Below are 25,276 nucleotides of genomic sequence, written 5' to 3'. Positions count from 1 at the left end.
TAAGCCTATATGATACCTTAAAAAATCAATAAAGTGAACAGTTATACACTGTAAAAATATTGCTAAATAACAATAACTTGTATTGATTATGGAATGTATTAACGAAAATAATGGATGACTTATCAGGCATTGAGGAGAAGTGTAAGTAACACCGTAGATATGTAGATGATTTTAAATAAATGAAATGAAGGCGATGCTTATTAACCCAGCAGTAAATAACTCGGAAAATCAGTGATGATGACGTCAGCTTGCCATGCGATCAGCTGTTTAATCGTGTCAATATCATTGACCGTCCACGCACTCACTGGCAAGCCATAACGGTGGCTATGTTTAATGACTGCTCGACTAATCAGCGGATAGTGGATACCTAGCTGAATACAGCCAAGTTGCAAGGCGGTATTCGGCGCAGTCATTAAGACTTCAGGTGTGCGAATGAGCAAGCCGCGAGAGATATGCTTTAGTAATGGATGACGTTGCAAGCGAACATGTAGCTCTACATCAAAGCTGGTCAGCACAATGGGTAGTTTGGCAAGTGGGCTATCGATGAGGTTGCGTGTCAATGCTTTTACCAATTTAGCATAATCAGTACGGTCATGCGTTTTAATCTCCAGTTCAATATCAGTAAAGCCCTTTAGCAACGGTGCTACCTGCCCTAATGTCATAATCTGATGACCAAACTGCGAATGGCGTTGAATCTCAGTAAGATTTAACTGATCAACACGCGCTTGCTGACCACACATGCGTTGCAGCTTGTCATCATGAAACACGATTAAATGACCATCCGCACTCAGTTGTACATCAAACTCAACCCCTGCTAGACCCTGAATGTTAAGACGTTGAGCGTACTCAAAGCCTGAAAAGGTATTTTCTAATGCTTCGCCGCGCGCACCGCGATGACCCAATAAAAGCGTGTTTTCGAAATTTATCATAATTTATATGGTTGGTTAGTGATACGCGCAATCATATAGTGCTAAAACAACAGCGTCTAATAAAATTTGCTCGATAGAGCAATATTAATATGTGGTTCCTTTTATCCAAAAACTTTATAGATATGAGCTGAGCGAAATCTTAGAATAGGTTTACTGTTTGTCAAACATTCAACAGACCCTAGTTGATCGCGGTAGTCTAAAAGCGTATTTACAGCGAATTCATAAGTATGTATTTGTTATGTTTTTGCAACTAAATACAGGTTTTACCTATAATGAGGGGCGTTATTTGTATATCCATGGGCTACACTAATGAACATTTTATTTAAACACCGTATAATAATCTGGTTTTCAAACCTAGGGCAGCTAGGGTTGCGGTTTGAACATCAATCACTGTCCATCAGTGGCGGTACGTATTAGTAAATTGGGAGCAAAAGAAATATGAGCGTAGCAAATAAAAACGTGAGCAAGTGGTATAAAGTGGCTGGTATTGGCATGGTATGTGGTTTAGCGCTTGCTGGCTGTGATCGCTCAGAGAAGGAAGATACCACCGAGACGGCAGAGCTCACAGAGCAAGAGTCTGCGTCTACTGAAAACACCGCAGCTACTGCGGTGAGCTGTGATGACCCAATGGTACAAGATCGTCTCAAAACGGCTCTAAAAAACACGCTCAATCAACAAGCACAAACGCTGGCTGCCAACTACGCAAATGATGCAGATCAGTCTCGCTAGCGGCGCTATCACTAATAAAACCAACGGCATTGTGATTGATGTACAAAATGCTGCAGTTTTACAAGCAGCCAATGACAATGGTATGACGACTTGTCAGGCAAGTGTGAGCATGACGTTGCCAAGCGAAGATTTGTATCAAGCCAGTCAAGTACAAGCAGCCAACAATCTGCCGAGCCTACAATCACGCTTAGCGCAAAAAATATTCGTATCAACAATAACATGTTGGTTGATGATGCCTTTACCTATGTCGTTGGTACTCAAGGCGGTCAAGTACGCACACGTATTGCTGGGCAGCCAGCATTGATTACTGTGGTCGCCGATGTGATGGCAGGTTCTGTATTTAAATCAGCGATGGATGAGCAGCGCGCCCAACGTAGCACTGAACGCCGTGCAGCACAAAACGATGACAGTCAGTCAGCACCCGTTCGTCAGCCTCAAGTAGTCAAGCCAGTTGAGCCGATTCGTCCTACTCAGCCTGCCACGCCGCCGACTATTAACAATCCAAGCAGTAGTAATACGGATAGCAGCGCATCAGCCACTCCTGAGGTTAAAACCCCAGCCACACCAGCTGTACCGAAATCAGTACCTAAAGATGAAAGTATCGATATGGTCATTATTGAAGATGACAGCGCTACTTACTAATTAGTAAGATTTAAGCTGTTCTCGAACCATGTTTTCGTTACTGAATAGTATCGCTTAGTCAGTAAAAAGCCCGCAGTGTTAAGGTTGCGGGCTTTTTTATATTTTATTCTAGGGCTTGATTCTAGGGTGTTATTTTAGCGTTTTAGTCCACTGAAGTAGTCCTGCGCAATTATTTTTATCAGCGAATTTTTGTAATACCTGACTGTCCCATAAGACTTCAGAGACTTTGTTGGGATCTGTACAAAAGCGAGCAGCGACAAACAACCAATCCGATAAGCGATTGATAAAGCTCACGGCCGTACTGCGAATCGCTTGTGGTCGCTCTTGTTGTAATAGCACTGCTTGGCGCTCAGCACGGCGACAGACCGTCCGCGCAACGTGTAGTTGGCTGACCAATACTGAACCTGTGGGCAAGATAAAATCTTTTAGCGGCGGCAAGGTCGTATTCATCGCATCAATTTGCTGTTCTAACCATGTAATGTGAGTGGCATTGACGCCTTCATATTCTGGCATAGCCAGCTCACCACCGATATTAAACAATAAATGCTGAATGATGACTAACGCTTGAGAAAATTCTTTTTCTATAGATTGCCCTTTATTATGCTGTAACTGAGCACGTACCAGACCAATGTGTGAGTTAAGCTCGTCGATATCACCCATTACGCTAAATAGATTGTCTGCTTTGCTGACGCGGCTGCCATCTGCCATGCCAGTGCTACCGTCATCTCCAGTACGCGTATATATTTTGCTTAAACGATTGCCCATATCTAAATCCTTAACAGTTTTTTATGATTGAATGAGGTTAGTTGCGGGCTCATTGTAGTATTTTATGGCTGTTTTCGCTAAGATAATGGGTTAGGTTTTATGTTGCCGCTATTTTTACAGTTATAGCGACCATAGTCAGTACTGTTTAATATCCAAACATTGATTATATTTTTGTTTTTATTTTATCTATTTCATTTATATTAAAAGGCTTTTTAACCATGACCACACCACTTGCCGATGCGATGTCTCAGCTTGCTATTCATGACTCACTGACTGGCGGAAAACGTCAGTTTGTACCACTCAAATCAGGGCAAGTAGGCATGTATGTGTGCGGTATGACCGTTTATGATTATTGTCATATTGGGCATGCGCGGGTGATGGTTGGTTTTGACATGGTAGTGCGCTGGTTGGCTCAGTTAGGCTATGACGTTAATTATGTGCGCAATATCACCGATATTGATGACAAGATCATCGCTCGTGCCACCGAAAACGGCGAAGAGATTGGTACGTTAACGCAGCGTTTTATTGAAGCCATGCACGAAGATGCAACCGCTCTTGGCTGCGAGATGCCAGACGCTGAGCCGCGCGCGACTGATCATATCGATGATATGCAGCAAATGATTGAGACCTTGGTCACAGGTGACTATGCGTACGCAGGCGACAATGGTGATGTCTACTATGCCGTCGATAATTTTGCAGATTATGGTAAATTGTCTAAGCGCAATCTCGATGAGATGCAAGCAGGTTCACGTGTCGATGTCGAAAATGATAAGCGCAATCCGTTTGATTTTGTCTTATGGAAGGCGGCAAAACCTAATGAGCCACAATGGGCGTCACCATGGGGTCAAGGGCGTCCAGGTTGGCATATCGAATGCTCAGCGATGTCGACTAAGTGCTTAGGTAGCACCTTTGATATTCATGGCGGTGGTCATGACTTGCAATTTCCGCATCACGAAAACGAGATAGCGCAGTCTGAAGCCGCGACTGGCTGTGAATACGCGCGTAACTGGATGCATGTCGGTTTCATTAATGTCGATGGCGAAAAAATGTCCAAATCGTTGGGTAACTTTTTTACCATTCGTGACGTGATGACAAAATATCTGCCTGAAACGGTGCGCTTTTTCTTATTATCAAGCCATTATCGCAGCCAAGTCAATTTTTCTGACAACGCATTGGATGAAGCACATAATAGCCTAAGCAGATTATATAATGCGTTAAAATTGGCCGAACAACAAAAAGGGCAGACGCTCGTAGTCAGTGATACGCTGATAAAGGATGCTTATAGTAGCAGTGCCGGACAAGATTTCATCAAAGCCATGAACGATGATTTTAATAGTTCAACGGCAATTAGTGTACTGTTTGGGCTGGCGCGCGACATTAATAAAGCCATTAAAGCTGAAGAGGTAGACACTGCATGGCAATTAGCAGAGCAGCTCAAAGCATTGGCACAGGTACTCAATATTTTGCAGCAGCCAGTTCAACAGTTTTTGCAAGCAGTGATTGGTGACAAGGCGGATGATGGTTTAACCGATGACACTATCGATGGTTTAATCATTGAGCGTGCGGATGCCAAAACCAATAAAAACTTTGCGCGTGCTGATGAGATACGTGAGCAGCTAAAAGATGCTGGTATTGAGCTTGAAGATAGCCGTGCTGGCACAACATGGCGCCGTGCTTAAGGCAATCATGTTACAGAACACCCATATAGATAGTTATAAACTAAGTCAGCTTTGAGCTGGCTTTTTTTATAGGCTAAACTAGGGTATGTCATCATTCTAAAAATGGTGCTAAGAACAAGATAAATTGCAGTCAAACCATAAATGAAGCTAAATTGGCTATGTAATATATGTAAGCACAAGCTTTGTAGGCAAACTTCAAGAGATGCAAACATCAAGTGAATTAATGGCTTTTAAAATATGAATATTCTCAAAAAAAGCATTGTTGGCGGTCATCGTATAGCAATTGATACCGACAGTGACCACTATGCTAACCCCCAGCGTTGGAATATGCGCGCCAGTACCTTGTCATTACTATTGGTTTTTTTTATAGTCAGCATGAGTGCTGTGTTTGCACCCGCTAATGCCGCAAGCACTAGTGATAGGCAAAGCGATAGCGAACAAGCTGTGGATGAGCAGTCTAGCTCGTCATCGAATTCAGTCAGCAAGCCCGATAATCTGGCTGAATATGCCACTCAAAAAATCAATACAATTAAAGACGAAAGCCTCAGCATCTCTGGCGTTGCAGAAGAAATATTTGATCCTACCGAGCGCAATGCAGTAGAGCAAGCGGGTAATTTGCAAGGCGATTCTGGACTGACGGGTGAATACAATGAAAGTTATTATTTGCTAGACAAGCTCAATGTAGGCTTACCGCCGTTGTCTGAGCTGCCAAATTTGACCACGCCACTGGCGACTTTAGAGTTTTTTCAGTCAGCGGTCATGAAGCAACAATACGACTTGGCTGCTTATGCACTTAACATGAATTTAATCGATCAGAAAATTCAGCGTAACCACGCGCTTGAGCTATCAAAACGGTTGGATTTTTTGTTAACGGAAAAAGAGCTTTACGTTTTTGATGATCTGCCAGATCGCCCAGATGGTTTAATCGAGCCGCCACTTGGCAATACCAGTAGTATCATGGGTATCCCTAGACGTTCGATTCAGCTAGGCTATATCGACTATCGTGAGCGCCGTGTCCCCATCTATTTGCAAAGAGTACGGGTTGGTGAAGCTGCGCCTATTTGGGTGTTTTCTGCACAGACCGTTGATAATATCGACAATCTCTATGAGCAATATCATCCAGCGGAATTTGAGCGTTATTTACCTGGATGGTTAAAACTTAAGATTTTCAGTATCGCACTATGGGAGTTTTTGGCATTAGCACTGTTTTTCTTAGTGACCATGGGAGTAGGATGGTTGCTCAGTAAAGGCACGGAAAAAATCATCAGCCGTTATATTGACGATGAAAAATACAGCAATTATGTTGGTAGTACTAATGGCGTGGCAGATTTGGTTAATAAGCTGACCGTGCCGTTGACTTTTACCATCAGTTTTTTGCTCGTCTTTACTTTAGTGTCAGGCGGCTTTCCTTATTTGGATGCGGTAGCTTCATCGACTCGTCCGCTTATCTGGATTGGGCTAGTATTTAGCACCTTATGGCTTGGCATTCGCGTTATTAACTTTTTTGCTAATCGCTATCAAAGCCTACAAATTGAAAATCTGGCTGAAGAGCACTTTGATAAAGAGCGCCGTCGCCGTACTTATGTATCGATATTTCGCCGCGTCTTTATTTTTGTCATGATTTTGGGCAGTATTTGGATTGGTCTCAGTGAATTTGCCAACATGGAAGGTCTTGGCAAAACGCTATTGACCTCGGCTGGTATCGCAGGCGTGGTCATCGGAATTGCCGCGCAGCCGATACTGGGTAACATTATTGCTGGGGTACAGGTGGCCGTGACCCAGCCGGTACGGATTGGCGACAGTGTGATAATGGATGGCAATTTTAGTACCGTTGAAGACCTGCGTTATACGTATGCGGTACTCAAAACATGGGATGAACGTCGATTAATCGTGCCGATGCGTGAACTGATCACCGAAACGGTAGAAAACTGGTCACATACAGAAGTACATCAGACCTGTCCTGTGTTTTTATATGTCGATTATGGTGCAGATATTGATGCCATTCGCCAGCAATTTATATCGGCGGTCAAAGACAATAAGCTTTGGGACAACAAAACTGAGCCTGAAATGTTTGTCGTTGAGGTGACTGCCAACATTATTCACCTGCGCGGCGCTGTTTCAGCGGTAGGTCCTATAGAAGCATGGACACTGGCCTGTGAGATACGTGAGCAGATGTTGAATTTATATAGCAAACAAAAGCTTATCTGCCTGCTGAACGTTTGATATTGAAGGGTCAAGACCAGTAACCAACGATTGAGTGTATTTTCTATGCTTTTAAATAGCTGGGCTTTACAGATGTCGATATTGATAGACAAGCGCTAGCAAAATAAGCTGACAAATATAGCATGCGATTTGTCTGATTATTTGTTATAATATGGCGTTATTTTTAAGGGATAAATGAGCGATTAAGAGTAGGGGCGCGCTATATTTGTGCAAACTTATTAGCATCAATCAATGGCAATTTTCGAGTGTCTCTGTTTGTTTAATCACAAACACCGACTGGTTCATTGCTGATTATCTAAAACTTTGTGATACGAGGTCTTTAATTTTAAGACTTTAGCTTCATAAAGTCATATCGGTGATTTTGGTTGATTGTCTTAATGCCAAAAATATCCCACCCATCAAAATAACCACCACTAGGGGTCTGTATGTTGCGAATTGTCGATGAAGCCTTAACCTTTGATGACGTTTTATTGTTGCCAGCTTATTCTGAAGTCTTGCCAAAAACTGCCGATCTGACTACCCGTTTGACCAAAAATATCACGCTGAATCTACCGCTGATTTCTGCCGCGATGGATACCGTGACCGAATCTGAAATGGCCATTACGATGGCACAGTTAGGCGGTATGGGTATCTTGCACAAGAGCATGGATATCGCCAAGCAAGCCACACAAGTACGTCGCGTCAAAAAATTTGAAGCAGGTACGGTCGTAGATCCGATCACTGTGCATCCAGAGATGACGATTGGTGATCTGCTACAGCTGACGCAAGATATAATATCTCAGGCGTACCTGTGGTAGAAAGAGGTACTGATAATGTCGTGGGTATTGTGACTCACAGAGATTGGCGCTTTGAAACCAATCTGTCTTTGCCAGTCAGCAAAATCATGACGCCAAAAGATCAGTTGGTCACAGTACATGAAGGTGAAAGCAATGAAAACATCAAGCGTCTGCTACATGAACACCGCATTGAAAAAGTCATTGTTATCGACGATCATTTCCGCTTACGTGGTTTGATTACGGTTAATGATTTTGCAAAAGCTGAAAACAATCCAAATGCTTGTAAAGATGAGCAAGGTCGTCTACGTGTTGGTGCTGCTGTTGGTACTGGTGCAGATACCCAAGCGCGTGTTGAAGCGTTAATCGCTGCTGACGTCGATATCATCGTGGTTGATACCGCACATGGTCATTCAAAAGGCGTGATTGATAAGGTGTCTTGGATTAAAAAGCACTATCCACACGTACAAGTCATCGGTGGCAACATCGCAACAGGTGATGCTGCACTTGCACTACGTGATGCAGGCGCTGATGCGGTAAAAGTCGGTATTGGCCCTGGTTCTATCTGTACGACGCGTATCATCGCTGGTATCGGTGTGCCGCAAATCTCAGCCATCGATAACGTCGCTAGCGCATTAAAAGACAGTATTCCACTGATTGCTGATGGCGGTATTCGCTATTCAGGTGATATGGCAAAAGCCATCGCCGCTGGTGCTTCGTGCATCATGGTAGGCTCATTGATGGCTGGTACTGAAGAAGCGCCGGGTGAAGTTGAGCTGTTCCAAGGTCGTTACTACAAAGCTTACCGCGGTATGGGTAGCCTTGGTGCGATGTCAGGCTCAAATGGCTCATCAGATCGTTACTTCCAAGATGCTAAAGATGGCGTAGAAAAATTAGTACCAGAAGGTATCGAAGGCCGAGTTCCTTATAAAGGTCCAGTTGCTGGTATTGTTAATCAGTTGGTTGGTGGTTTGCGCTCATCAATGGGTTATACTGGCTCTGCGACCATCGAAGATATGCGTACCAATCCGCAATTCATTAAGGTGACATCGGCGGGTATGAAAGAGTCGCATGTCCATGATGTACAAATCACCAAAGAAGCACCGAACTATCGTGTGAATTAAAAGGTGTTTTATAATCCTGCATTATGTCAACGATAGCTGTTTTGCAGGGCTGCAGTGACCTTAAGATACAAACAGCCAACAATGCCTTGTTATTGTTGGCTGTTTTTTTTGTAAAATACACAAGCGGATTATAATAATAACTACTTAGACTGTTTATACGTTATTGTTTGCGTATTCGTCTGGTTTTCACTCTTAGATTTGGGAGCATACATAATGAGCTACTTTGGCACCGATGGTATTCGCGGAAAATTCGGTGAGTCGCCGATCACACCAGACTTTATTTTAAAGTTGGGCTATGTGACGGGATGTGTGCTGATAGAGAATAATGACAATCCTGCTCGCAAGCCAAGCGTGGTCATTGGTAAGGATACGCGGCTGTCAGGCTATGTTATCGAAGGGGCATTGCAAGCGGGGTTTAATGCCGCTGGTGTTGATGTGCATATGCTTGGACCATTACCCACACCAGCGATTGCGCATTTGACCCGTAGTTTTAATGCAGATGCTGGGGTGGTTATTTCAGCGTCGCACAACCCTTACTATGATAACGGTATCAAGCTGTTTTCAGGTGATGGCAAAAAGCTGACTGATGAGATGCAAAGCTCTATTAATGACAAGCTAAAAGCGATTATGAGTGCCTCTGAGGCGGACAATAACGTGATCATGCCTATTCTTGATCCAGCACAATTGGGGAAAAACAATCGAATTAATGATGCCAAAGGTCGCTATATCGAATTCTGTAAAGGCAGTTTTCCCTATCAGTACGACTTGAGTCATCTGACTGTCGTTGTAGATTGTGCCAATGGTGCAGGCTATAGCGTGGCACCGAGAGTCATGCGTGAGTTGGGTGCCAATGTGATTGCTATTAACAATACGCCTGATGGCATCAATATCAATGCCGACTGCGGCTCTACTCACCCTGAAGGCTTACAGAAAGCAGTGATTGAGCACGAGGCAGATGTCGGTATCGCACTAGACGGTGATGGTGATCGTATTGTGATGGTTGATGAGGCTGGTAATCTGGTCGACGGCGATGGCATTTTATACGTACTTGCTACCCAAGGTCAGACTAAGGCGAAAGGTGTGGTTGGTACGCTGATGAGTAACATGGGCTTAGAGCTGGCGCTCAAAGCGGCAGATATTAAATTTACGCGTGCAAAAGTAGGCGATCGTTATGTGATGCATGAGCTTGAAGCGAATGGCTGGATACTGGGCGGCGAACCATCGGGTCATATTCTATGTTTAGATAAGAGTCGTACGGGTGATGCCATTATCGCCGGCTTGCAAGTGCTTGCGGTGATGGAAGCACGTGGTAAAGCGCTAAGTGATTTGACCGAAGGCTTTGAAAAATTGCCACAAAAACTGGTCAATGTGCGCTTAAGTAAAATGCAAGATCCGTTTGAGCATGAAGAGCTGGTTGCTGCTTTTGCAAAAGCACAGGCTACTTTAGAGGGTCGCGGTCGTCTGCTCATTCGCCAATCAGGTACAGAACCTATGATACGTGTGATGGTTGAGTCGGATGATGAAATAGAATGTGATGTATTGGCAAATGATTTGGCTGACCATATCAAAGCAGTATTGGGTTAAAGTCATAATATAGTTTATATAAATAAGGAATATGAGCATGGATTTTACCGATCAGCGATTGTCATACGAAAAAGGTGAGCTTGATCAACAGTCCGTCCCAGACTCTCCATTTGAGCTACTAAAAGAATGGATGAATGAGGCAATAGCACAAAAGGTTCAAGAGCCTTATGCGATGAGTCTGGCGACGTGCGGTGCTGATAATAAACCTAGCGTACGCATCGTACTTATGCGTGAGATTACTGAAAATGGTGTGGTTTTTTACACCAATTATGAAAGTGCTAAAGGTCAAGATATTGCCGAAAACCCGAATGCCGAAGCGCTATTCTTTTGGCACGAGCTGGAGCGTCAAGTACGTATTAGTGGCAGTATTGCTAAAATCGATGCTAATAAGTCAGCTGCTTACTTTCAAAAGCGTCCTCACGACAGTCAAGTGGGTGCGTGGGTCAGTCAACCGCAAAGTGGTGAAGTTGCTGATCGTGAGGTGATGCAAGCCAAGTTTGATGAGCTGCAAAACCAGTATCCAGAAGGTAGCCAAGTGCCAACACCAGCGTTTTGGGGTGGTTACGAGATTAGCATTCATGAGATTGAGTTTTGGCAAGGTCGTGCCAATCGTATGCATGACCGTATGTCTATACTAAAGACAATGGTGAAAGCTGGACTACCAAGCGCCTTTTGCCTTAAACATATTTGCTACTTATTATTTAGATATGAGTAGAGAGTAGTTTCTCTAGGTGCTGTTGCTGCTCTAAACAGCAACAGCGCCTAATTTTATTAAAAGCTTTATGGTATAAGCTCGAGTACTTGCGACTTTTTTAGCTTTCCTGGGAAGTTTCCTGTAAATATACGGCAATATAAAGTTTTGTCGTTCTCTAAGTATGCTGAAGAATCAAGTTTAATGCTATAGATGTATTGATCTGAAAGTGTGTCAGCAGTAGGTTTGGTGTTTTTAGGAATATTGCCGCTCAAATAATTATTCGAAGAGTAGTCAGGAATGTATTTATCACTATAGATTCGTTTATCGTTGATACAATGTATATAACTCCCTGTATTTCTAGTTGATTCACGTATTGAAAAATTAGCGTCTGATAAAAAAGTTATTTCATAATATGATGATGTCCGTTTAAATTCGACTAATTGAACTTCCGTGTTCTTATAATTTTTTATGCATCCTGATAAAATTAGTAAAGTGCTTAACCCTATTATTTTATGCCGCATTATCGTTCCTTTCATATAGTAAATTCATCATAAATTGACTGTAGGTGTAAGCAGCATAACAATTGATTGATAGTATCAAGATTTTCTTGCTCTAGTCTTACCATTTAAATAAGAGAAAGGCCGAGTTGCAGATATCCCTTTATTTTTTATTTTTTTGGGTGTCGACATCGACCGACACCGACATACCGGGGCGCAACTGAGCAAGCTCAGGTTGTCCTTGCTCCAAATCTATTCGTACCGGAATACGCTGAGCGATTTTAATATAGTTGCCAGTCGCAGGGTTTGATGCGCCTGCGCTAAATTCACTGCCAGTCGCTGGTGAGATATTGCTGACATGACCTCGAAACTTAACGCCGCCTAGCGCATCCACATGAATAGTTGCAGGCTCACCGACAGTCATATTTGCCACTTGGGTTTCTTTAAAGTTGGCGATAATCCACACGCCTTTTGGCACCACATACATGAGCTGTGTACCCGCGCTGACATATTGTCCCGCTTTGACGCTGACTTGACTCAGTTGTCCTGATTCAGGGGCAGTAATAATCGTATTGTCTAAATTAATCTGTGCTTGCTTAGCAACTGCTTCTGCATTTTTAATATTGGCATCGAGTGATGAGCGGCTACCACTGGTTTTTTTGCTAGCCTCAAGGGCGACTTGTAAATTGGCTTCTGCTTGCTGCACGCCAGCTTGTGCTTGAGCGAGCTGAGCTTGGGCATGAGCAACTTCTGCTTTGGATACTGCGCCAATCGCATCAAGTCCTTGGTAGCGCTTTACATCTTCGCGTGCACTATCAACGCTGACTTTGGCACTATATAAGTCCGCTTTACGTGCTTCGATTTGTGCCTGACTGGTACCCGTATCTTGCGCATTGCTTGAGCGGTCGGTCATAGCGACTTCGATATTGGCTTGTGCTTGTTCGAGCTGCTGCAAAAAGGCACGGTCGTCTATCTTGACCAATAAATCACCTGCTTGTACATTTTCAAAATCTTGCACTGCCACTTCTGTGACATAGCCAGAAACTTGCGGGCTGATAATCGTTGTTTGACCTTTTACAAAGGCATTATTAGTCTGCTGAACCGTAGGCGTAAAGGGCGGTAGCTTCCACGCATAAAGAATCAAAAGGACGCCAATAATGATTAGTGCAATCAATAAGCCTAGGTTAAAGTAAGATTTCTTTTTAGGCGACCAACCCGTAGCGTCAGGAATAGGCTCTTTTGGCGGCATTGGCGTTTCATCAGTATCAGCAACGGACGTTATTACCGAGTCCTCTGTTTTCGGTATAATCACAGTATCATCATTTTTTGATTGGTTTAGAGGCATCTCTATTGCTGCTGCCTTGGATGATGTCTGATTGTTTTTAGCAGTATTTTGGGTGGCATCTTGAGCGGTGTCTTGATTATGGTCATCAAGATCATTTAATTTGTCTTCGCTCATGATGCGCTCCTAATGAGATTAGTAAACATAGTGGATAACTTTTTAAAATATAGTAATTAGCATAAGAAGAAAAGGTAACAGCAAAAAATCGATATTATTGTCACCTGTTATTTTTTGCCCATCATTTCTGCCAATGCGGCAAGTTCTTTACCAAGTGGATTGCGTTTATGATAAAGGTAATAAAAATAAATCATCAATAAATATAGCGCAGTGATAGTGGCGCCCACGGCCATCAAAAAGAATAAATCGTCATAAGCGGCGACCGTTGCTTGACGTTGCACACCCTGTAGCATTTGGGTCATCGTAGCAGGATCAGTGGTATTCATTGAACTGACCATATCGGCATAATGTATCTGAGTACGAATGGTGGTAAATGCTTGAATACCTGCCGCGCCTGCCAAACCACCGACCGTTTGTGAAATACCAAAAATAACCGAAAAGCTAATAATATAGGCAGGTCCGTTAGCAATGGCGCGAAACATACCTTCAAATACCATTGGCCCCATAAAGTAAACGGCAGCAAAAGCGATTATAAACTGACTGAAATAGAACATATAAGGGGCAGAGTTTAGCGACACACCCGTATCTATCCATGCACCAATCGCAATCAAGGCAACTGCAAAAATCACGGGTCGGCGCAGATCCGTCGCTTTGGTGGTAAAAATGCTAATCACTAATGCCAGTATGCTAGCCACCAAGATGATGGCATAAAAAACAATCAGCTGGTCATTACCATAACCAAGGTTTGCTAATAATCCTGCGGCGCCCACACTTTGCTCAGACAGCAAAATACGCATGACGGCACCAGTAATCATAAAGGCAATAATGGTGCGGCTACGCATCCAGCGCACTTGTAGCATTGGGTTTTTGCGGTGCGTCTCAATCCATAAAGCAATCGAGATAGTCACGACGGCAATGATCAATGGATAGCTAAGCCAAGGCATTGTCCACCATTGAATTCTACCTTGTACTAAAAATACGGATAGGGCGGCAAGACCACTGGCAAAAAAGCCAAAACTCACCAAATCAAGTTTTTCAAAGACCTTTTCGGTGTTGCCCGGTGGTAGCTCAAGAATGTTAATAAGCCCAAAGCAAATCAGCGATAGTCCCACTTGAAATAAAAATAAACCTTCAAGCTGACCATCAACGGCTAAATAAGGCGAGATAATCCGTGACAGTGGAATGCCAAACTGCACCAAGCCGAACCCCAATATCAGTCCGCTGATACGCCGAGCAGTTGGCATGCCTTGTAGACAATAAAAAATAGACAATACCGTCATCGCACTAGCCACCACACCACTAAAGCCACGGGCGAGCAGTTCTAAATAATAAGGCTCAATGCTAATCCCAATCGTCGTACTGAGTAGATTGCTACTGACCAACCACTGCATACTGGTGGCTGCCAATAAAAAGAACAAAGTGATTTTGCTAAATAACGACATGCCAAATTGCTGGCGAATTTTGTACAGCAGCACCGTGACACAAGCATTGGTCATATTGTATGCGACTGATATCCAGCCACCTTCTACTGGTGTTAAGCCCATTTCACCTTGGATTTGAGTGAGATTCGCGACCAATAGACCGTTCTGAAAGCTGGCAGTTAAGCCAAAAAATACCAATCAGTAAATAAAATATTTTACGGCGCACAGGGTGATCAGGGGTGGCAGGCGAGCCAAGCATGAATGGTCGTTCATGGGGCTTAAACTGGTATTCAGTACTCATGGATGGATAATCTGCGTAGAGGGATAAAATGGTGTATAGCCGTTGTTAAACAAGCATCGCGCTCGTCGGATAGTCATGAAACTCAAGACATTTAAAGTCATTTAATAAAAAGCCATTAACAGAAAGTCATTTAGTAGACTGATAAAACCAAAAAAGTATTCTAAACCCTGTTTGAATATTTTATCATAATTTTTGTTGAGCATTTATCACGCATAACTCACACATTGAAAATCAAGTTAAAAAGATAAATGCATCTGTCTGTCAATGATAGACGATAAGAAACACAGTGCTATAGTCAGAGCACTTTTAAACTGCTACGGTTTTACCCGCCATAGATGTACTCAGTGTACTCTCTGCGGTCGGTCGCCTTGTAGCGATTCTAAAATTCCTTGACTATATGTCACATAGCTACGACTCAGGTCATTTTTGCCCATAAAAAACAGCTCTATAAAGAGCTGTTTTTTATACATTAAATAGTCGATAAACAGTTAGACCATGGTACTAAATAGAGTGATCATAATTCGCCTCTAAACGCATGCTGCGCTGATAGCTATCAAGACTGGCAAGTTGTAAAGCATACTGCTTGATATGAGGATAATCATCTAATGCTTCACGCTTAGCCAGCATGATTAAGTCAAAAGACAGCATAAAGTCAGCGCCGCTTAGCTTATGACCAACGATAAATGGCTTATCTGCAACTTCCTCGTTTAGATAGCTCAACAGTCTGTGTTTTTCTTGACTGATATAACCATCTAAAAACTCGTTATCGACGATACCGGCTTTTTTGGTAAATAGCTCCAGTAATAACGGCAACATGAGCGAGCTTTCAGCAAAGTTAATCCATTGCAGATAATGTCCATAGTCTACGCTATCAGTCGTAGGACGTAAGCGCTCTGGCGCAAATCGCTCAATCAATAACTCAGTGATTGCACCCGACTCGGCATAAAGTTGACCATCCATCTCGATAACCGGAGATTTACCGAGTGGATGTACCGCCTTTAAACTGTCTGGTGCCAAATGAGTATTAGGATCGCGTTGATGACTAATGATCTCATAAGGCACGCCCAGCTCTTCTAAAAGCCATAAAATACGTAATGAGCGAGACTGGTTGAGATGTAAGCGAATCATGATAGTGGCCTTTTTGCATGGTCTATTATATTAACGTTAAAAATATTAACCTTCAGCTTAGTGATTAAGCGCTTGGCAGCTTCCTCTGATGACGCTGGGTTTTGTCCCGTAATCAGCAAGCCATCTTCGACCACAAATGACTCCCAATCAGCGGCTTTTTCATAGTTACCACCATTGGCTTTTAGTGCATCTTCTACTAAGAATGGCACGACATCTGTTAGACCAACGGCGTCTTCTTCTGAATTGGTAAAGCCAGTCACTGTTTTGCCTTTGACTAAATACTCACCGTCAATTTTGACATTTTTAAGAGCGGCTGGAGAATGACAAACAAAGGCGACAGGTTTGTCTTGTTTGACAAACGTCTCATCAAATTGATCGAATTTTTATCAACTGCCAAGTCCCATAGTGGACCATGACCGCCTGGATAAAACTGAATCAAAATCTTCAGCGTTCATATCAGCGAGTTTTTCAGTATTGGCAAGATGCTTTTGAGCATCGCTGTCTTCTTTAAAGCGCTTGGTATCTTTCGTTTGCGTGTCTTCAGTATCGCTGCTCGGATCAAGCGGTGCTGCCCGCCAGCAGGAGAAGCAAGTGTCACATTGACGCCCGCATCGATAAAAGCGTAATAAGGCGCGGCAAATTCTTCTAGCCAAAAGCCCGTTTTTTTGCCAGTATCGCCCAACTTCATGTGAGGTTAGTACCATTAAAATATTCATAATCGTCCTTATTTATTATTAATGTTGTCTTTAAATCATGGATTGTTAGCAGTCATGCTTAATTAATCAATATGAGTATTTGCAATGACTGCTAGCGGTATTCATAGAACAGTATTCATGGTTGAGAGGTCATTTTCAGTGGTTGTCTTAGCAAGTTATGTTGTTAAGTCGTTATTTGCGATTCAACCAACTGATAACCATTGGTTCGGTTATTCAACCTCAGAAACTTTAACCACTGTTTTACCAAGTTATCGCCATTTAGCATGCGAACAAAGGCATTTGGTGCATCGTCTAAGCCTTCAGCGATATATTCTTTGGTTTTAACATCGCCTGACTCGACCCATTTGCTCATGGTTTTTAAGAATTCTGGGAAGTGATCACCATATTCTTCAAAAATAATAAACCCTTTAATGGTGAGACGACGGCTTAGAATGTTGCCCATTAATACGCCTAGACGATCTTTGCCATCAGGCAGCTCGGTGGCGTTGTATTGCGAGACTAGACCACAGACTGGGATACGTGCATGAGCATTTAATAATGGCATAACGGCATCAAATACTTTGCCACCGACGTTTTCGTAATAGATATCGATGCCATCTGGACACGCCGCTTCTAATTGCTCGGCAAAGTCATCAGCTTTATGGTCAATACAGACATCAAAGCCTAGCTCATTGACAGCAAAGTCACATTTTTCTTTGCCACCAGCCACACCAACGGTACGTAAGCCATACTGGTTGCCAACTTGACCTACCGTTGCACCAACGGGACCCGTTGCAGCAGCGACGACCAAAGTTTCCCCTTTTTGCGGCTTACCGATGTCGGTCAAACCCATGTAACCGGTAAAGCCTGGCATACCTAGTACGCCTAAACCATAAGAGGGATTTGACATGTTTTTGTCAAGCTTTAAGACGCCTTCGCCATCACTGACGCTATAGTCTTGCCAGCCTGAGTTTGAGACCACCAAGTCACCCACAGCAAATTTGTCGATATTGGATTCAACGACTTGGGCAACCGTTCCACCCACCCATCATGACATCACCCACTTCTAGCGGATCAGCATAGCTTTTCGCATCGCTCATACGTCCACGCATGTATGGGTCTAATGATAAGTAAACGGTACGCAGCAGCATTTCATTGTTATTTGGCGATGGGATATCGCTGGTTACCATGTCAAAGTTTTCAGCTTTTGGCTCACCTGTTGGACGGCTTGCCAATTTAATTTGACGGTTTGTTTTTTGATTTTGTTGTTTATCAAAGCTCATTATCAGATTCCTTTTCTATTTATTGATTTTAAGATTCTATTGATTTTAATATTTACTGGTGAATGGAGTAGTTACTCAGTGCTGAGCAACTACTATAAATAGCATAACAATATGTGTTTCTTATTACGGTGGTGTTTTTATTAAGCAGCTTTGCTACTAATAGCACGTTGTAGAATACGACGTGACACTTCTAAATCATTGTTGCTGTGCTCACCTAACTGAACCATGTTGTGCGCTTCAATCTGCTTGATAATTGGGTCAATAGCTGACGCATCAAGTTCTGCATCTTCTAAACTGACGGGCAAGCCAAGGTCGCGGAAGAAGTTTTCGGTACGGACAATAGCGGCTTCAATGACAGCGTCTTCGTCTTGATGGGTATCATCAAGCGTAATATTCCAGACATTATGCGCATATTGAAGTAATTTCTCTTTTTTGCTGTCTTTCAACTCGCGCATTACTGAGGGTAATAAAATGGTTAGGGTGCGAGCATGATCGATGCTGTGTAACGAGGTTAGCTCATGACCGATCATATGTGTCGTCCAGTCTTGCGGTACGCCTGCACCGATTAGACCATTGAGTGCCATGGTCGCTGTCCACATAATATTCTTACGAGTTTCTAAGTTTTCTGGATCTTGTTTAACGATACGACCTTCATCAATGAGGATTTTCAGCAAGCTCTCAGCAAAGGCATCTTGCACTTTTGCATTGACTGGATACGTTAGGTACTGTTCCATGACATGGACAAAGGCATCAGCCACACCATTCATCACTTGACGCTCAGGTAATGTCAATGTTTTGACTGGATCTAATATTGAGAACTTAGGGAAGGCAAGTGCGTTGCCAAATGGTAGCTTAGCTTGACGTTCACTATAATTGATGACGCCGCCTGAGTTCATCTCAGAGCCAGTGGCTGGAATCGTCAAAACAGCACCCAAATCGATGGCAGAATCAATGTCTCTGCAATAGCTGGTTAATGCGTTCCATGCTTGTTCGCGTGAGACTGTCGAGCCGTCTTCTTCAGTGAGTGACGATACCAATGCCACAAATTTGCTACCATCAATGACTGAGCCGCCACCGACCGCTAGCAAAAAGTCAATATTGTGTTCATTGACCATATCTGCTGCTTTTAAAAGAGTCGTGAATTCTGGATTGGCTTCAATACCACCAAATTCGAATACGGTACGTGTACCGCTCGCAGCCAAGGCTTCTTTTACTTCGTCTAGCGTACCTGTGCGCTGTGCCGAACCGCCACCATAAGTGATAAGCACACGGGCATCAGTCGGTACCAATTCTGACAGTTGTTTGATTTGACCTTCACCAAAGACGATACGTACTGGATTGTAATATTGGAAGTTATTCATAGTATTCCTAAAATTATTAAATATTGTGTTGGGCGTATGGGGTGCAAAAATCTCAGTGGCAAATTAGCCATTCGTTTTTGCAACTGTGGGCATTGTACATTAAATAGACCAGTCGTCTAGTAATTTTTACAAAACTCTCTTATAACTCAATTTTTTGCTTTAGATATAGGGAAGTATAAATGGCTAAAAAGCGTTTAACGCACGAGATTAGCGTCCCAATTGAGAAGTAGTCATCTGCCATACTTCTGCAAGCGGTGTATTGGTTTGGCTAATCTTGGCGATTAAACTGGCACCAAGCCAAGCAAAATACCAACGTTTTGCCATGCTCTCGGCCGCGATATTGTCAGGTTGTGGTACAGAGTCATCCGCCCAGCCTGCTTTGATTTGTTCGGCAAGCCAGCTGATGGTCTGCTGGTAACCAGCATTCAGTGTGATGCGCATAGGTTCAGACAGATCTGCAACCTCAGCGCTGAGCTTAACCACCAAGCACTTCTCATGATCACAGCCATTTTGCTGGGTGTCATACCAGCTTTGAAAGTAATCATAAATCTTTTGCTGAGCATTAACTTTTTGACGACCAATGGTGTCTAAGCGTATCTTATAATCAGTGAAATAATGACTGATGATAGCTTCACCGAACGCTTCTTTTGAGGCAAAATAATGGTAAAAAGAGCCTTTAGGAATACCAGCTGTGTCTAGTATTTGTTTGATACCGACGGCAGTAAAACCTTTTTTGGAAATCAGTTGATAGCCTGTTTCTAACAGATGCGTTTTGGTATCTGGTGGGATTGTGGTTGAGGCCGCAGACATAATGGTAATGTCCTCCTATATTTTTTATGAATGTATTTCAGAGATAAGGTATGGCGAATAATGCTACTTAGCGCGCTATTAACAATTATTCATGATACTTTCTATGGGTCGATGCAGATTTTTATCTTTGCTTATAGTTGTTACTTATTGTAAAGGTTGATATGGTCACGTTACGTTTTTTCAACAATACTTGCTGACGAAATACGCTTATTTGTATGAGGTCTATGGTAGCATTAGACCAGTCGTCTAGCAAGTTTCGTTTTGATGTGCTTAATCAAATGTCGCGAGCGCAGGCTATTTAATATAAATAACTGTGTTAAGAGTTATTTTTATCTGCCTCAATTTGCTAGTCATACTGTTTTATTGACAACCAACATAACATCCATAGAATAAAGAAAATTATGTCAACTGATATCGATAATACAAAAGCCAATGCCTATAATGATTTCCACCTTCAGTACATTGCAGGGGAATGGCAAAGCGGTCAAGATGATAGCGTCAATATCAATACCAACCCCTACAATGGCGATACACTTGTAAAGATTCAGCAGGCGACAGAAGCACAGCTTAATGAAGCTTATCAAGCAGCAAGTGCGGCACAAAAAGAGTGGGCACAGCAAACGCCAGCGACACGAGCAGGTGTACTATATAAAGTGGTTGAGATTTTAGATCAGCGCCAAGATGAAATCGTCGATTGGCTCATTAAAGAGTCGGGCAGTACCCGTGTTAAAGCCATGGTTGAGTTTGCTGCTACCCGCGCCATTACCCTTGAGGCGGCGACATTCCCCAGTCGTGTACATGGCGAGATTCGTCCATCTAACACCCCTGGCAAAGAAAACTTTGTTTACCGTGAGCCCATCGGTGTCGTCGCTGTCATTAGTCCGTGGAACTTTCCATTACATTTGACCCAACGTTCTATTGCACCAGCCTTAGCACTTGGTAACGCTGTGGTACTCAAGCCTGCGAGTGATACTCCAGTGACTGGTGGTTTGCTGCTAGCAAAAGTATTCGAAGAAGCAGGTTTGCCAAAAGGCTTGCTCAACGTGGTGGTTGGCTCAGGTAAAGAGATAGGAGATGCGATCGTTGAACACAAAACCCCAAGCTTTGTCTCATTTACTGGCTCTACTTCAGTCGGCAAGCGCATTGGCGAGTTGGCTAATGGCGGCGACTACATTAAACAAGTAGCGCTTGAGTTGGGTGGTAACAGTCCATTTGTGGTACTAAAAGACGCTGATATTGAGCAAGCGGTCAAAGCAGCCGCCTTTGGGAAGTTCTTACATCAAGGTCAAATCTGTATTGCTATCAATCGTATTATCGTTGAAGACGAGATTTATGATGACTTTGTTGAGCGTTTCTTGGCACACGTTAAAACGTTAAATGTCGGCGATCCGAGCAAACAAGACACGGCGGTTGGTCCGATTATTAACAAAAAACAAGTCGAATCGTTGAAAGAGAAAATCGCCAACGCGCAGCAAGAAGGCGCAAAAATGATACTAAGTGGTGAGATTAAAGGGCAAGTGGTACCGCCGCACATCTTTACTGAAGTGACGCGCGAGATGGATTTGTCACGTAATGAGGTATTTGGACCATTGGTCGGTATCATCCGTGCCAAAGATGAAGATGATGCGTTATCGATCGCCAATGACTCAATGTTTGGTCTGTCGAGTGCGGTATTTACAAAAGATATGGCAAAAGGCATGCGTTTTGCTCGCGGTATCAGAGCGGGCATGACCCATATTAATGATATTTCAGTCAATGATGAAAGTAACTTACCATTCGGTGGCGAGAAAAACTCAGGTATTGGTCGTTTTAACGGTGAGTGGGTGCTAGAAGAGTTCACTAGAACGCACTGGATATCTATGCAACATGAGCCACGCGAGTATCCGTTTTAAGCGATGTATATTTTCAATGCTCTAAATTAAAGTTTGAATAATAAAAAAGCCTGCAAATCAGCGGGCTTTTTTTATGGGAACGTTGAAAGTGTGATTATTTAAGGTGAAAGCCTAGCAAGCCTTGTATCTCCTCAACGGTCATATGTCTAACGAGCGCTTGATCTTCTACCGACAAGCGATTGGTGTGCTCTTTTATCATAGTATGGATGCTACGAGCGACCTCAGAGGTGCTAGCATAATACATTTGCGGCTCTTCTTTGGTGAGTTTCATCAAAAACTTATCGATGATTTTACGCTTTTCATGGGAAGCGTGTTCTTGAGTCATGACATTCTCCTAGTTATAAACCATCTAAGCAGTCAGCTCAGTGATAGTCAATGCTTATGGCTAGTATAACGCAGATAACAACGAGGGTAGCGACTTAAGTTGAACGGGTAACACGCTCTATACTGTGTGTCACATTCTAAAATATTATCATCTAGCGCCGTAAAACCACGTCCTTCTAGGGCGTGGATATCAGGCGTCAACCGTTGTCACCTAAGATTGAACATACCTTGATAACCAAATACATTGAGATCATAATTACCCCATGAAAACGCTCAAACTACGCATCAAAGACAAACATGCCACTCAGCTAAATATCTTAGCGGGGTCGGTTAACTTTGTCTGGAATTACGTCAATGAGCTAAGTTTTAAACACCTCAAGCGTACTGGTCAATTCTTTTCGGCTTATGATTTGGCTACTTACACCAAAGGTGCGGGTGAATATCTAAACCTGCACAGCCAAACCTTACAAGCAGTGACCGAAACCCATGCCAAGGCTCGTAAACAGTTTAAAAAAGCCAAACTCAACTGGCGCACCAATAATCCTAAGCCAAACGTAGTTCTCTTGGTTGGATTCCGTTTAAAAAGACCGCTATTAAGCATATCAGCACCCGCCAAAGTGGTAAAAAGTGTCTAAAAAGCACCCTGCAATTCAGCTTAGCTAAAGGTAAAAAACTCACTATTGACCTATGGGACAGCTATAACTTAGCGCTCTACACCATCAATACTTGCGAATTGGTACAGGACCATCGCGGTCACTGGTACGTCTGTGTGACGGTTAAAAATTTCCAAAAACAGCGTGTGGCACTGGTCAAGTCGGTATCGATTTAGGTTGCAAAGATTCAGCAGTCAGTAGTGATGGCGACAAACTACAAACCAAAGTCACTCATCAATATGCTGAAAAACTGGCCATTGCTCAAAGAGCTAAGAATAAAAAGCGGGTCAAGGCCATTCACGCCAAGATTAAAAATACCCGTCAAGACCTTATTCATAAATTCACATCAAAGCTTGTCAAAGCCAACAGCCTAATTGTTGTTGGTAAAATAAATCAACATCATTCACTAAGGGCAAACTTGCCAAATCCGTCTATGACGCAGGTTGGTTTGAAATTAAGCGGCAACTGGATTATAAATGCGCGAACGCAGGTTGCCACTATATCGAAGTGAATGAAGCGTACACCACCCAAACCTGCTCGTGTTGCGGCTCTCGCCAAGACAGTCCGAAAGGTAGATCAGCGCTTGGTATAAGAGTATGGTTTTGTCGTTCTTGTAAAACGACCCATAACAGAGACGTTAATGGAGCAAAAAACATTCTCGCGGTCGGGCTTGGCCGTCTTTAGTAGGAATCCCCTTCCTTTGAGGGCGGGGAGGAAGTCAAAGTTTAGACTCAGCTTCAAGTGAGCGCGTTTAACTACTTGGGAATCGAGAGTATGTCAAATCACCAATCAGACAACGCATCAAATAAGTCAGTCAAAAAAGCGGTATTGGTCTTATTTCATAACGATTTGCGCATAGAGGACAATGAAACGTTAGTCAAAGCGGCGACATTGGCTAAAAGTAATCAAGGCAACCTGATGCTCATCTATGCTGCTTTTTTGGCTGATTGCATTGAAATGAAAGAGAGCCGTCAAGCTTACCACTTTAATGAGAGGGGCGCTGCTCGTCAGCAGTTCTTGTCTGAGAGCTTGGCTGATTTGGATCGATCGCTTCAGCGCCTTGGTAATCGATTGCTATATCTGTCGCCAAGCTATTCATCAAAGAGTCATTTGTCACAAGATAAGGTAGAGTCTGCCTTAAACACCTTTATTCAGTTATGCCAGCTCATTGAGCAGCAACAAGTCACCGATATCTGTGTCAGCCACACGGCAGATCATAATCAAAATAAAGGCTATGCTGCCTTGCAGAGCAAATATCCGCAGATAATATGGCACAGGCAATCAACCCATACGCTATTTGCTGATTTACCGACACAAGACCTGCCCAAAAGCTTTACCCAGTTTCGCAAAAAGGTTGAAGTAAGCCATGATTTATTGAATGCTGACGACGAGGTGGCTGTTTCTCCTACGCCAAAGTCGCTACCGCCAATGCCTGATGCGTTGATAGCGCATAGTAAATACTTTTTTAAAACACAACCATCTGATGAGCAAGCGCTTAGTTTTAAAGGTGGTGAAACAAATGCAATGCTTCATTTAACTCACTATTTCGATTCTGCTGCACCGCGCACTTATAAAATCACACGTAATGCACTGGATGACTGGACGCATTCCACTAAATTCTCGCCTTGGCTGGCAAATGGTTGCTTGTCTGTGAAAATACTGTTGAATCGCTTACGTCATTATGAGCGTGAGATTATCGCCAATGAGTCAACGTATTGGATATGGTTTGAGCTGCTGTGGCGCGAGTATTTTTATTGGTATGCGATTGAACATGGTAGCAATCTGTTTTTGTTTAAGGGGATTAGTCATCAATTACCAGCTACTCATTTTGACGATCAGCGTTTGCAGCAATGGCAGAATGGCAGCACGCCATATCCTATCGTCAATGCCTGCATGAATCAGCTAAAGCAAACAGGGTATATGTCTAATCGAGGCAGACAAATCGTTGCTAGCTGCTTTATTCATGAGCTGGGTTTAGACTGGCGTTACGGTGCAACCTATTTTGAGCAGCATCTTATCGATTATGATGTCGCGAGTAATTGGGGGAATTGGCAATATCTAGCGGGCGTAGGCGCTGATCCAAGAGGATGTCGGCAATTTAATCTTAGCAAGCAAACCCAGCAATACGATTCCAATGGTGAGTTCATTGATAAATGGCAAGGCGGTCATATAAGTTAAAGCGGTTTATGGATTTTAGACCATAAATGCTAAATAGCACTTTCTAAACCGCTAATAGTCTTATCAGTGGTTATTTTTTATGCTAATAGCAAACCGTTATAATGAGTTATAAAATTATCACTATTGTATAAC

General features: G+C 43.0%; 16 protein-coding genes and 5 pseudogenes. 11 read left to right on the top strand and 10 right to left on the bottom strand.

What is annotated here, in order from left to right:
* Positions 1-200 precede the first annotated feature (200 nt).
* The gene (locus G7Y90_RS13185; RefSeq protein ID WP_250162585.1) at positions 201-929 is read right to left on the bottom strand and encodes a glycerophosphodiester phosphodiesterase; all 729 of its coding nucleotides are present in this window, start codon (positions 927-929) and stop codon (positions 201-203) included.
* Positions 930-1,367: 438 nt separating this feature from the next.
* Between G7Y90_RS13185 and G7Y90_RS13180 the strand changes: the two genes are divergently transcribed.
* The 3 genes from G7Y90_RS13180 to G7Y90_RS13170 are packed head-to-tail and all read left to right on the top strand — an operon-like array spanning position 1,368 to position 2,300.
* Positions 1,368-1,658 (top strand): DUF874 domain-containing protein, encoded by a 291-nt coding sequence (locus G7Y90_RS13180; protein ID WP_250162584.1) that lies wholly within the window; start codon positions 1,368-1,370, stop codon positions 1,656-1,658.
* Positions 1,636-1,962, top strand: coding sequence for a hypothetical protein (locus tag G7Y90_RS13175; protein WP_250162583.1), 327 nt, complete (start codon positions 1,636-1,638; stop codon positions 1,960-1,962). The genes G7Y90_RS13180 and G7Y90_RS13175 overlap by 23 nt, the downstream gene beginning before the upstream one ends.
* Complete coding sequence (locus tag G7Y90_RS13170) at positions 1,878-2,300, top strand: hypothetical protein (RefSeq protein ID WP_250162582.1); 423 nt, start codon at positions 1,878-1,880, stop codon at positions 2,298-2,300. The genes G7Y90_RS13175 and G7Y90_RS13170 overlap by 85 nt, the downstream gene beginning before the upstream one ends.
* A 129-nt stretch (positions 2,301-2,429) precedes the next feature.
* Here the strand turns inward: G7Y90_RS13170 and G7Y90_RS13165 are convergent, their stop codons facing one another.
* Complete coding sequence (locus tag G7Y90_RS13165; protein WP_250162581.1) at positions 2,430-3,065, bottom strand: cob(I)yrinic acid a,c-diamide adenosyltransferase; 636 nt, start codon at positions 3,063-3,065, stop codon at positions 2,430-2,432.
* Positions 3,066-3,283: 218 nt separating this feature from the next.
* Here G7Y90_RS13165 and cysS point away from each other — a divergent pair, with 218 nt between their 5' ends.
* The 5 genes and pseudogenes from cysS to pdxH all read left to right on the top strand — a co-directional run bounded on the left by cysS (position 3,284) and on the right by pdxH (position 11,129).
* On the top strand, positions 3,284-4,744 hold the full coding sequence (gene cysS / locus G7Y90_RS13160) for a cysteine--tRNA ligase (protein ID WP_250162580.1): 1,461 nt from the start codon (positions 3,284-3,286) through the stop codon (positions 4,742-4,744).
* A gap of 237 nt (positions 4,745-4,981) precedes the next feature.
* Positions 4,982-6,967: a mechanosensitive ion channel family protein gene (locus tag G7Y90_RS13155; protein WP_250162579.1), complete on the top strand. Its 1,986-nt coding sequence runs from the start codon at positions 4,982-4,984 to the stop codon at positions 6,965-6,967.
* Positions 6,968-7,392: 425 nt separating this feature from the next.
* A pseudogene (guaB, locus tag G7Y90_RS13150) lies at positions 7,393-8,864 on the top strand (IMP dehydrogenase).
* A gap of 213 nt (positions 8,865-9,077) precedes the next feature.
* Positions 9,078-10,448: a phosphoglucosamine mutase gene (gene glmM, locus G7Y90_RS13145; protein WP_250162578.1), complete on the top strand. Its 1,371-nt coding sequence runs from the start codon at positions 9,078-9,080 to the stop codon at positions 10,446-10,448.
* A 37-nt stretch (positions 10,449-10,485) separates the two neighbouring features.
* Positions 10,486-11,129: pseudogene (gene pdxH, locus G7Y90_RS13140) on the top strand (pyridoxamine 5'-phosphate oxidase).
* Positions 11,130-11,802: 673 nt separating this feature from the next.
* Here the strand turns inward: pdxH and G7Y90_RS13135 are convergent.
* From G7Y90_RS13135 to G7Y90_RS13105, 7 genes and pseudogenes are all read right to left on the bottom strand, one after another.
* On the bottom strand, positions 11,803-13,098 hold the full coding sequence (locus G7Y90_RS13135; protein ID WP_250162577.1) for an HlyD family secretion protein: 1,296 nt from the start codon (positions 13,096-13,098) through the stop codon (positions 11,803-11,805).
* A gap of 107 nt (positions 13,099-13,205) precedes the next feature.
* Positions 13,206-14,642: an MFS transporter gene (locus G7Y90_RS13130; protein ID WP_250162576.1), complete on the bottom strand. Its 1,437-nt coding sequence runs from the start codon at positions 14,640-14,642 to the stop codon at positions 13,206-13,208.
* Positions 14,643-15,321: 679 nt separating this feature from the next.
* On the bottom strand, positions 15,322-15,948 hold the full coding sequence (locus G7Y90_RS13125) for a glutathione S-transferase family protein (protein ID WP_250162575.1): 627 nt from the start codon (positions 15,946-15,948) through the stop codon (positions 15,322-15,324).
* Positions 15,945-16,664: pseudogene (locus tag G7Y90_RS13120) on the bottom strand (type 1 glutamine amidotransferase domain-containing protein). Before G7Y90_RS13120 ends, G7Y90_RS13125 begins: the two are co-directional and overlap by 4 nt.
* 209 nt (positions 16,665-16,873) lie before the next feature.
* Positions 16,874-17,926: pseudogene (gene curA, locus G7Y90_RS13115) on the bottom strand (NADPH-dependent curcumin/dihydrocurcumin reductase).
* Between the two features lie 140 nt (positions 17,927-18,066).
* A complete protein-coding gene (locus G7Y90_RS13110) occupies positions 18,067-19,287 on the bottom strand; it encodes an iron-containing alcohol dehydrogenase (RefSeq protein WP_250162574.1) in 1,221 nt (406 codons plus the stop codon).
* A gap of 207 nt (positions 19,288-19,494) precedes the next feature.
* Complete coding sequence (locus G7Y90_RS13105) at positions 19,495-20,097, bottom strand: TetR/AcrR family transcriptional regulator (protein ID WP_045446337.1); 603 nt, start codon at positions 20,095-20,097, stop codon at positions 19,495-19,497.
* Between the two features lie 401 nt (positions 20,098-20,498).
* On the opposite strand from G7Y90_RS13105, the gene G7Y90_RS13100 reads away from it, so the two are divergent.
* Positions 20,499-21,989: an aldehyde dehydrogenase family protein gene (locus G7Y90_RS13100; RefSeq protein WP_250162573.1), complete on the top strand. Its 1,491-nt coding sequence runs from the start codon at positions 20,499-20,501 to the stop codon at positions 21,987-21,989.
* Between the two features lie 94 nt (positions 21,990-22,083).
* Here the strand turns inward: G7Y90_RS13100 and G7Y90_RS13095 are convergent, their stop codons facing one another.
* A complete protein-coding gene (locus G7Y90_RS13095) occupies positions 22,084-22,314 on the bottom strand; it encodes a hypothetical protein (RefSeq protein ID WP_045446342.1) in 231 nt (76 codons plus the stop codon).
* Positions 22,315-22,576: 262 nt separating this feature from the next.
* On the opposite strand from G7Y90_RS13095, the pseudogene G7Y90_RS13090 reads away from it, so the two are divergent.
* Positions 22,577-23,670 (top strand): annotated as a pseudogene (locus G7Y90_RS13090) (RNA-guided endonuclease InsQ/TnpB family protein).
* A gap of 70 nt (positions 23,671-23,740) precedes the next feature.
* Entirely contained in the window at positions 23,741-25,144 is a 1,404-nt protein-coding gene (locus G7Y90_RS13085) for a DASH family cryptochrome (protein ID WP_250162572.1), read from the top strand.
* Positions 25,145-25,276: the final 132 nt, after the last annotated feature.

Origin of the sequence: Psychrobacter sp. WY6, from assembly GCF_018448495.1 — a bacterium.
Taxonomy (GTDB): domain Bacteria; phylum Pseudomonadota; class Gammaproteobacteria; order Pseudomonadales; family Moraxellaceae; genus Psychrobacter.
This window is presented reverse-complemented; position numbering and strand designations above follow the sequence as displayed.

What these genes read in the sequence shown, in the direction of transcription:
- G7Y90_RS13185 (WP_250162585.1), bottom strand. Translation starts at nt 929, where the DNA reads ATGATAAATTTCGAAAACACGCTTTTATTGGGTCATCGCGGTGCGCGC.
- G7Y90_RS13180 (WP_250162584.1), top strand. Translation starts at nt 1,368, where the DNA reads ATGAGCGTAGCAAATAAAAACGTGAGCAAGTGGTATAAAGTGGCTGGT.
- G7Y90_RS13175 (WP_250162583.1), top strand. Translation starts at nt 1,636, where the DNA reads ATGATGCAGATCAGTCTCGCTAGCGGCGCTATCACTAATAAAACCAAC.
- G7Y90_RS13170 (WP_250162582.1), top strand. Translation starts at nt 1,878, where the DNA reads ATGTTGGTTGATGATGCCTTTACCTATGTCGTTGGTACTCAAGGCGGT.
- G7Y90_RS13165 (WP_250162581.1), bottom strand. Translation starts at nt 3,065, where the DNA reads ATGGGCAATCGTTTAAGCAAAATATATACGCGTACTGGAGATGACGGT.
- cysS (WP_250162580.1), top strand. Translation starts at nt 3,284, where the DNA reads ATGACCACACCACTTGCCGATGCGATGTCTCAGCTTGCTATTCATGAC.
- G7Y90_RS13155 (WP_250162579.1), top strand. Translation starts at nt 4,982, where the DNA reads ATGAATATTCTCAAAAAAAGCATTGTTGGCGGTCATCGTATAGCAATT.
- glmM (WP_250162578.1), top strand. Translation starts at nt 9,078, where the DNA reads ATGAGCTACTTTGGCACCGATGGTATTCGCGGAAAATTCGGTGAGTCG.
- G7Y90_RS13135 (WP_250162577.1), bottom strand. Translation starts at nt 13,098, where the DNA reads ATGAGCGAAGACAAATTAAATGATCTTGATGACCATAATCAAGACACC.
- G7Y90_RS13130 (WP_250162576.1), bottom strand. Translation starts at nt 14,642, where the DNA reads ATGGGCTTAACACCAGTAGAAGGTGGCTGGATATCAGTCGCATACAAT.
- G7Y90_RS13125 (WP_250162575.1), bottom strand. Translation starts at nt 15,948, where the DNA reads ATGATTCGCTTACATCTCAACCAGTCTCGCTCATTACGTATTTTATGG.
- G7Y90_RS13110 (WP_250162574.1), bottom strand. Translation starts at nt 19,287, where the DNA reads ATGAATAACTTCCAATATTACAATCCAGTACGTATCGTCTTTGGTGAA.
- G7Y90_RS13105 (WP_045446337.1), bottom strand. Translation starts at nt 20,097, where the DNA reads ATGTCTGCGGCCTCAACCACAATCCCACCAGATACCAAAACGCATCTG.
- G7Y90_RS13100 (WP_250162573.1), top strand. Translation starts at nt 20,499, where the DNA reads ATGTCAACTGATATCGATAATACAAAAGCCAATGCCTATAATGATTTC.
- G7Y90_RS13095 (WP_045446342.1), bottom strand. Translation starts at nt 22,314, where the DNA reads ATGACTCAAGAACACGCTTCCCATGAAAAGCGTAAAATCATCGATAAG.
- G7Y90_RS13085 (WP_250162572.1), top strand. Translation starts at nt 23,741, where the DNA reads ATGTCAAATCACCAATCAGACAACGCATCAAATAAGTCAGTCAAAAAA.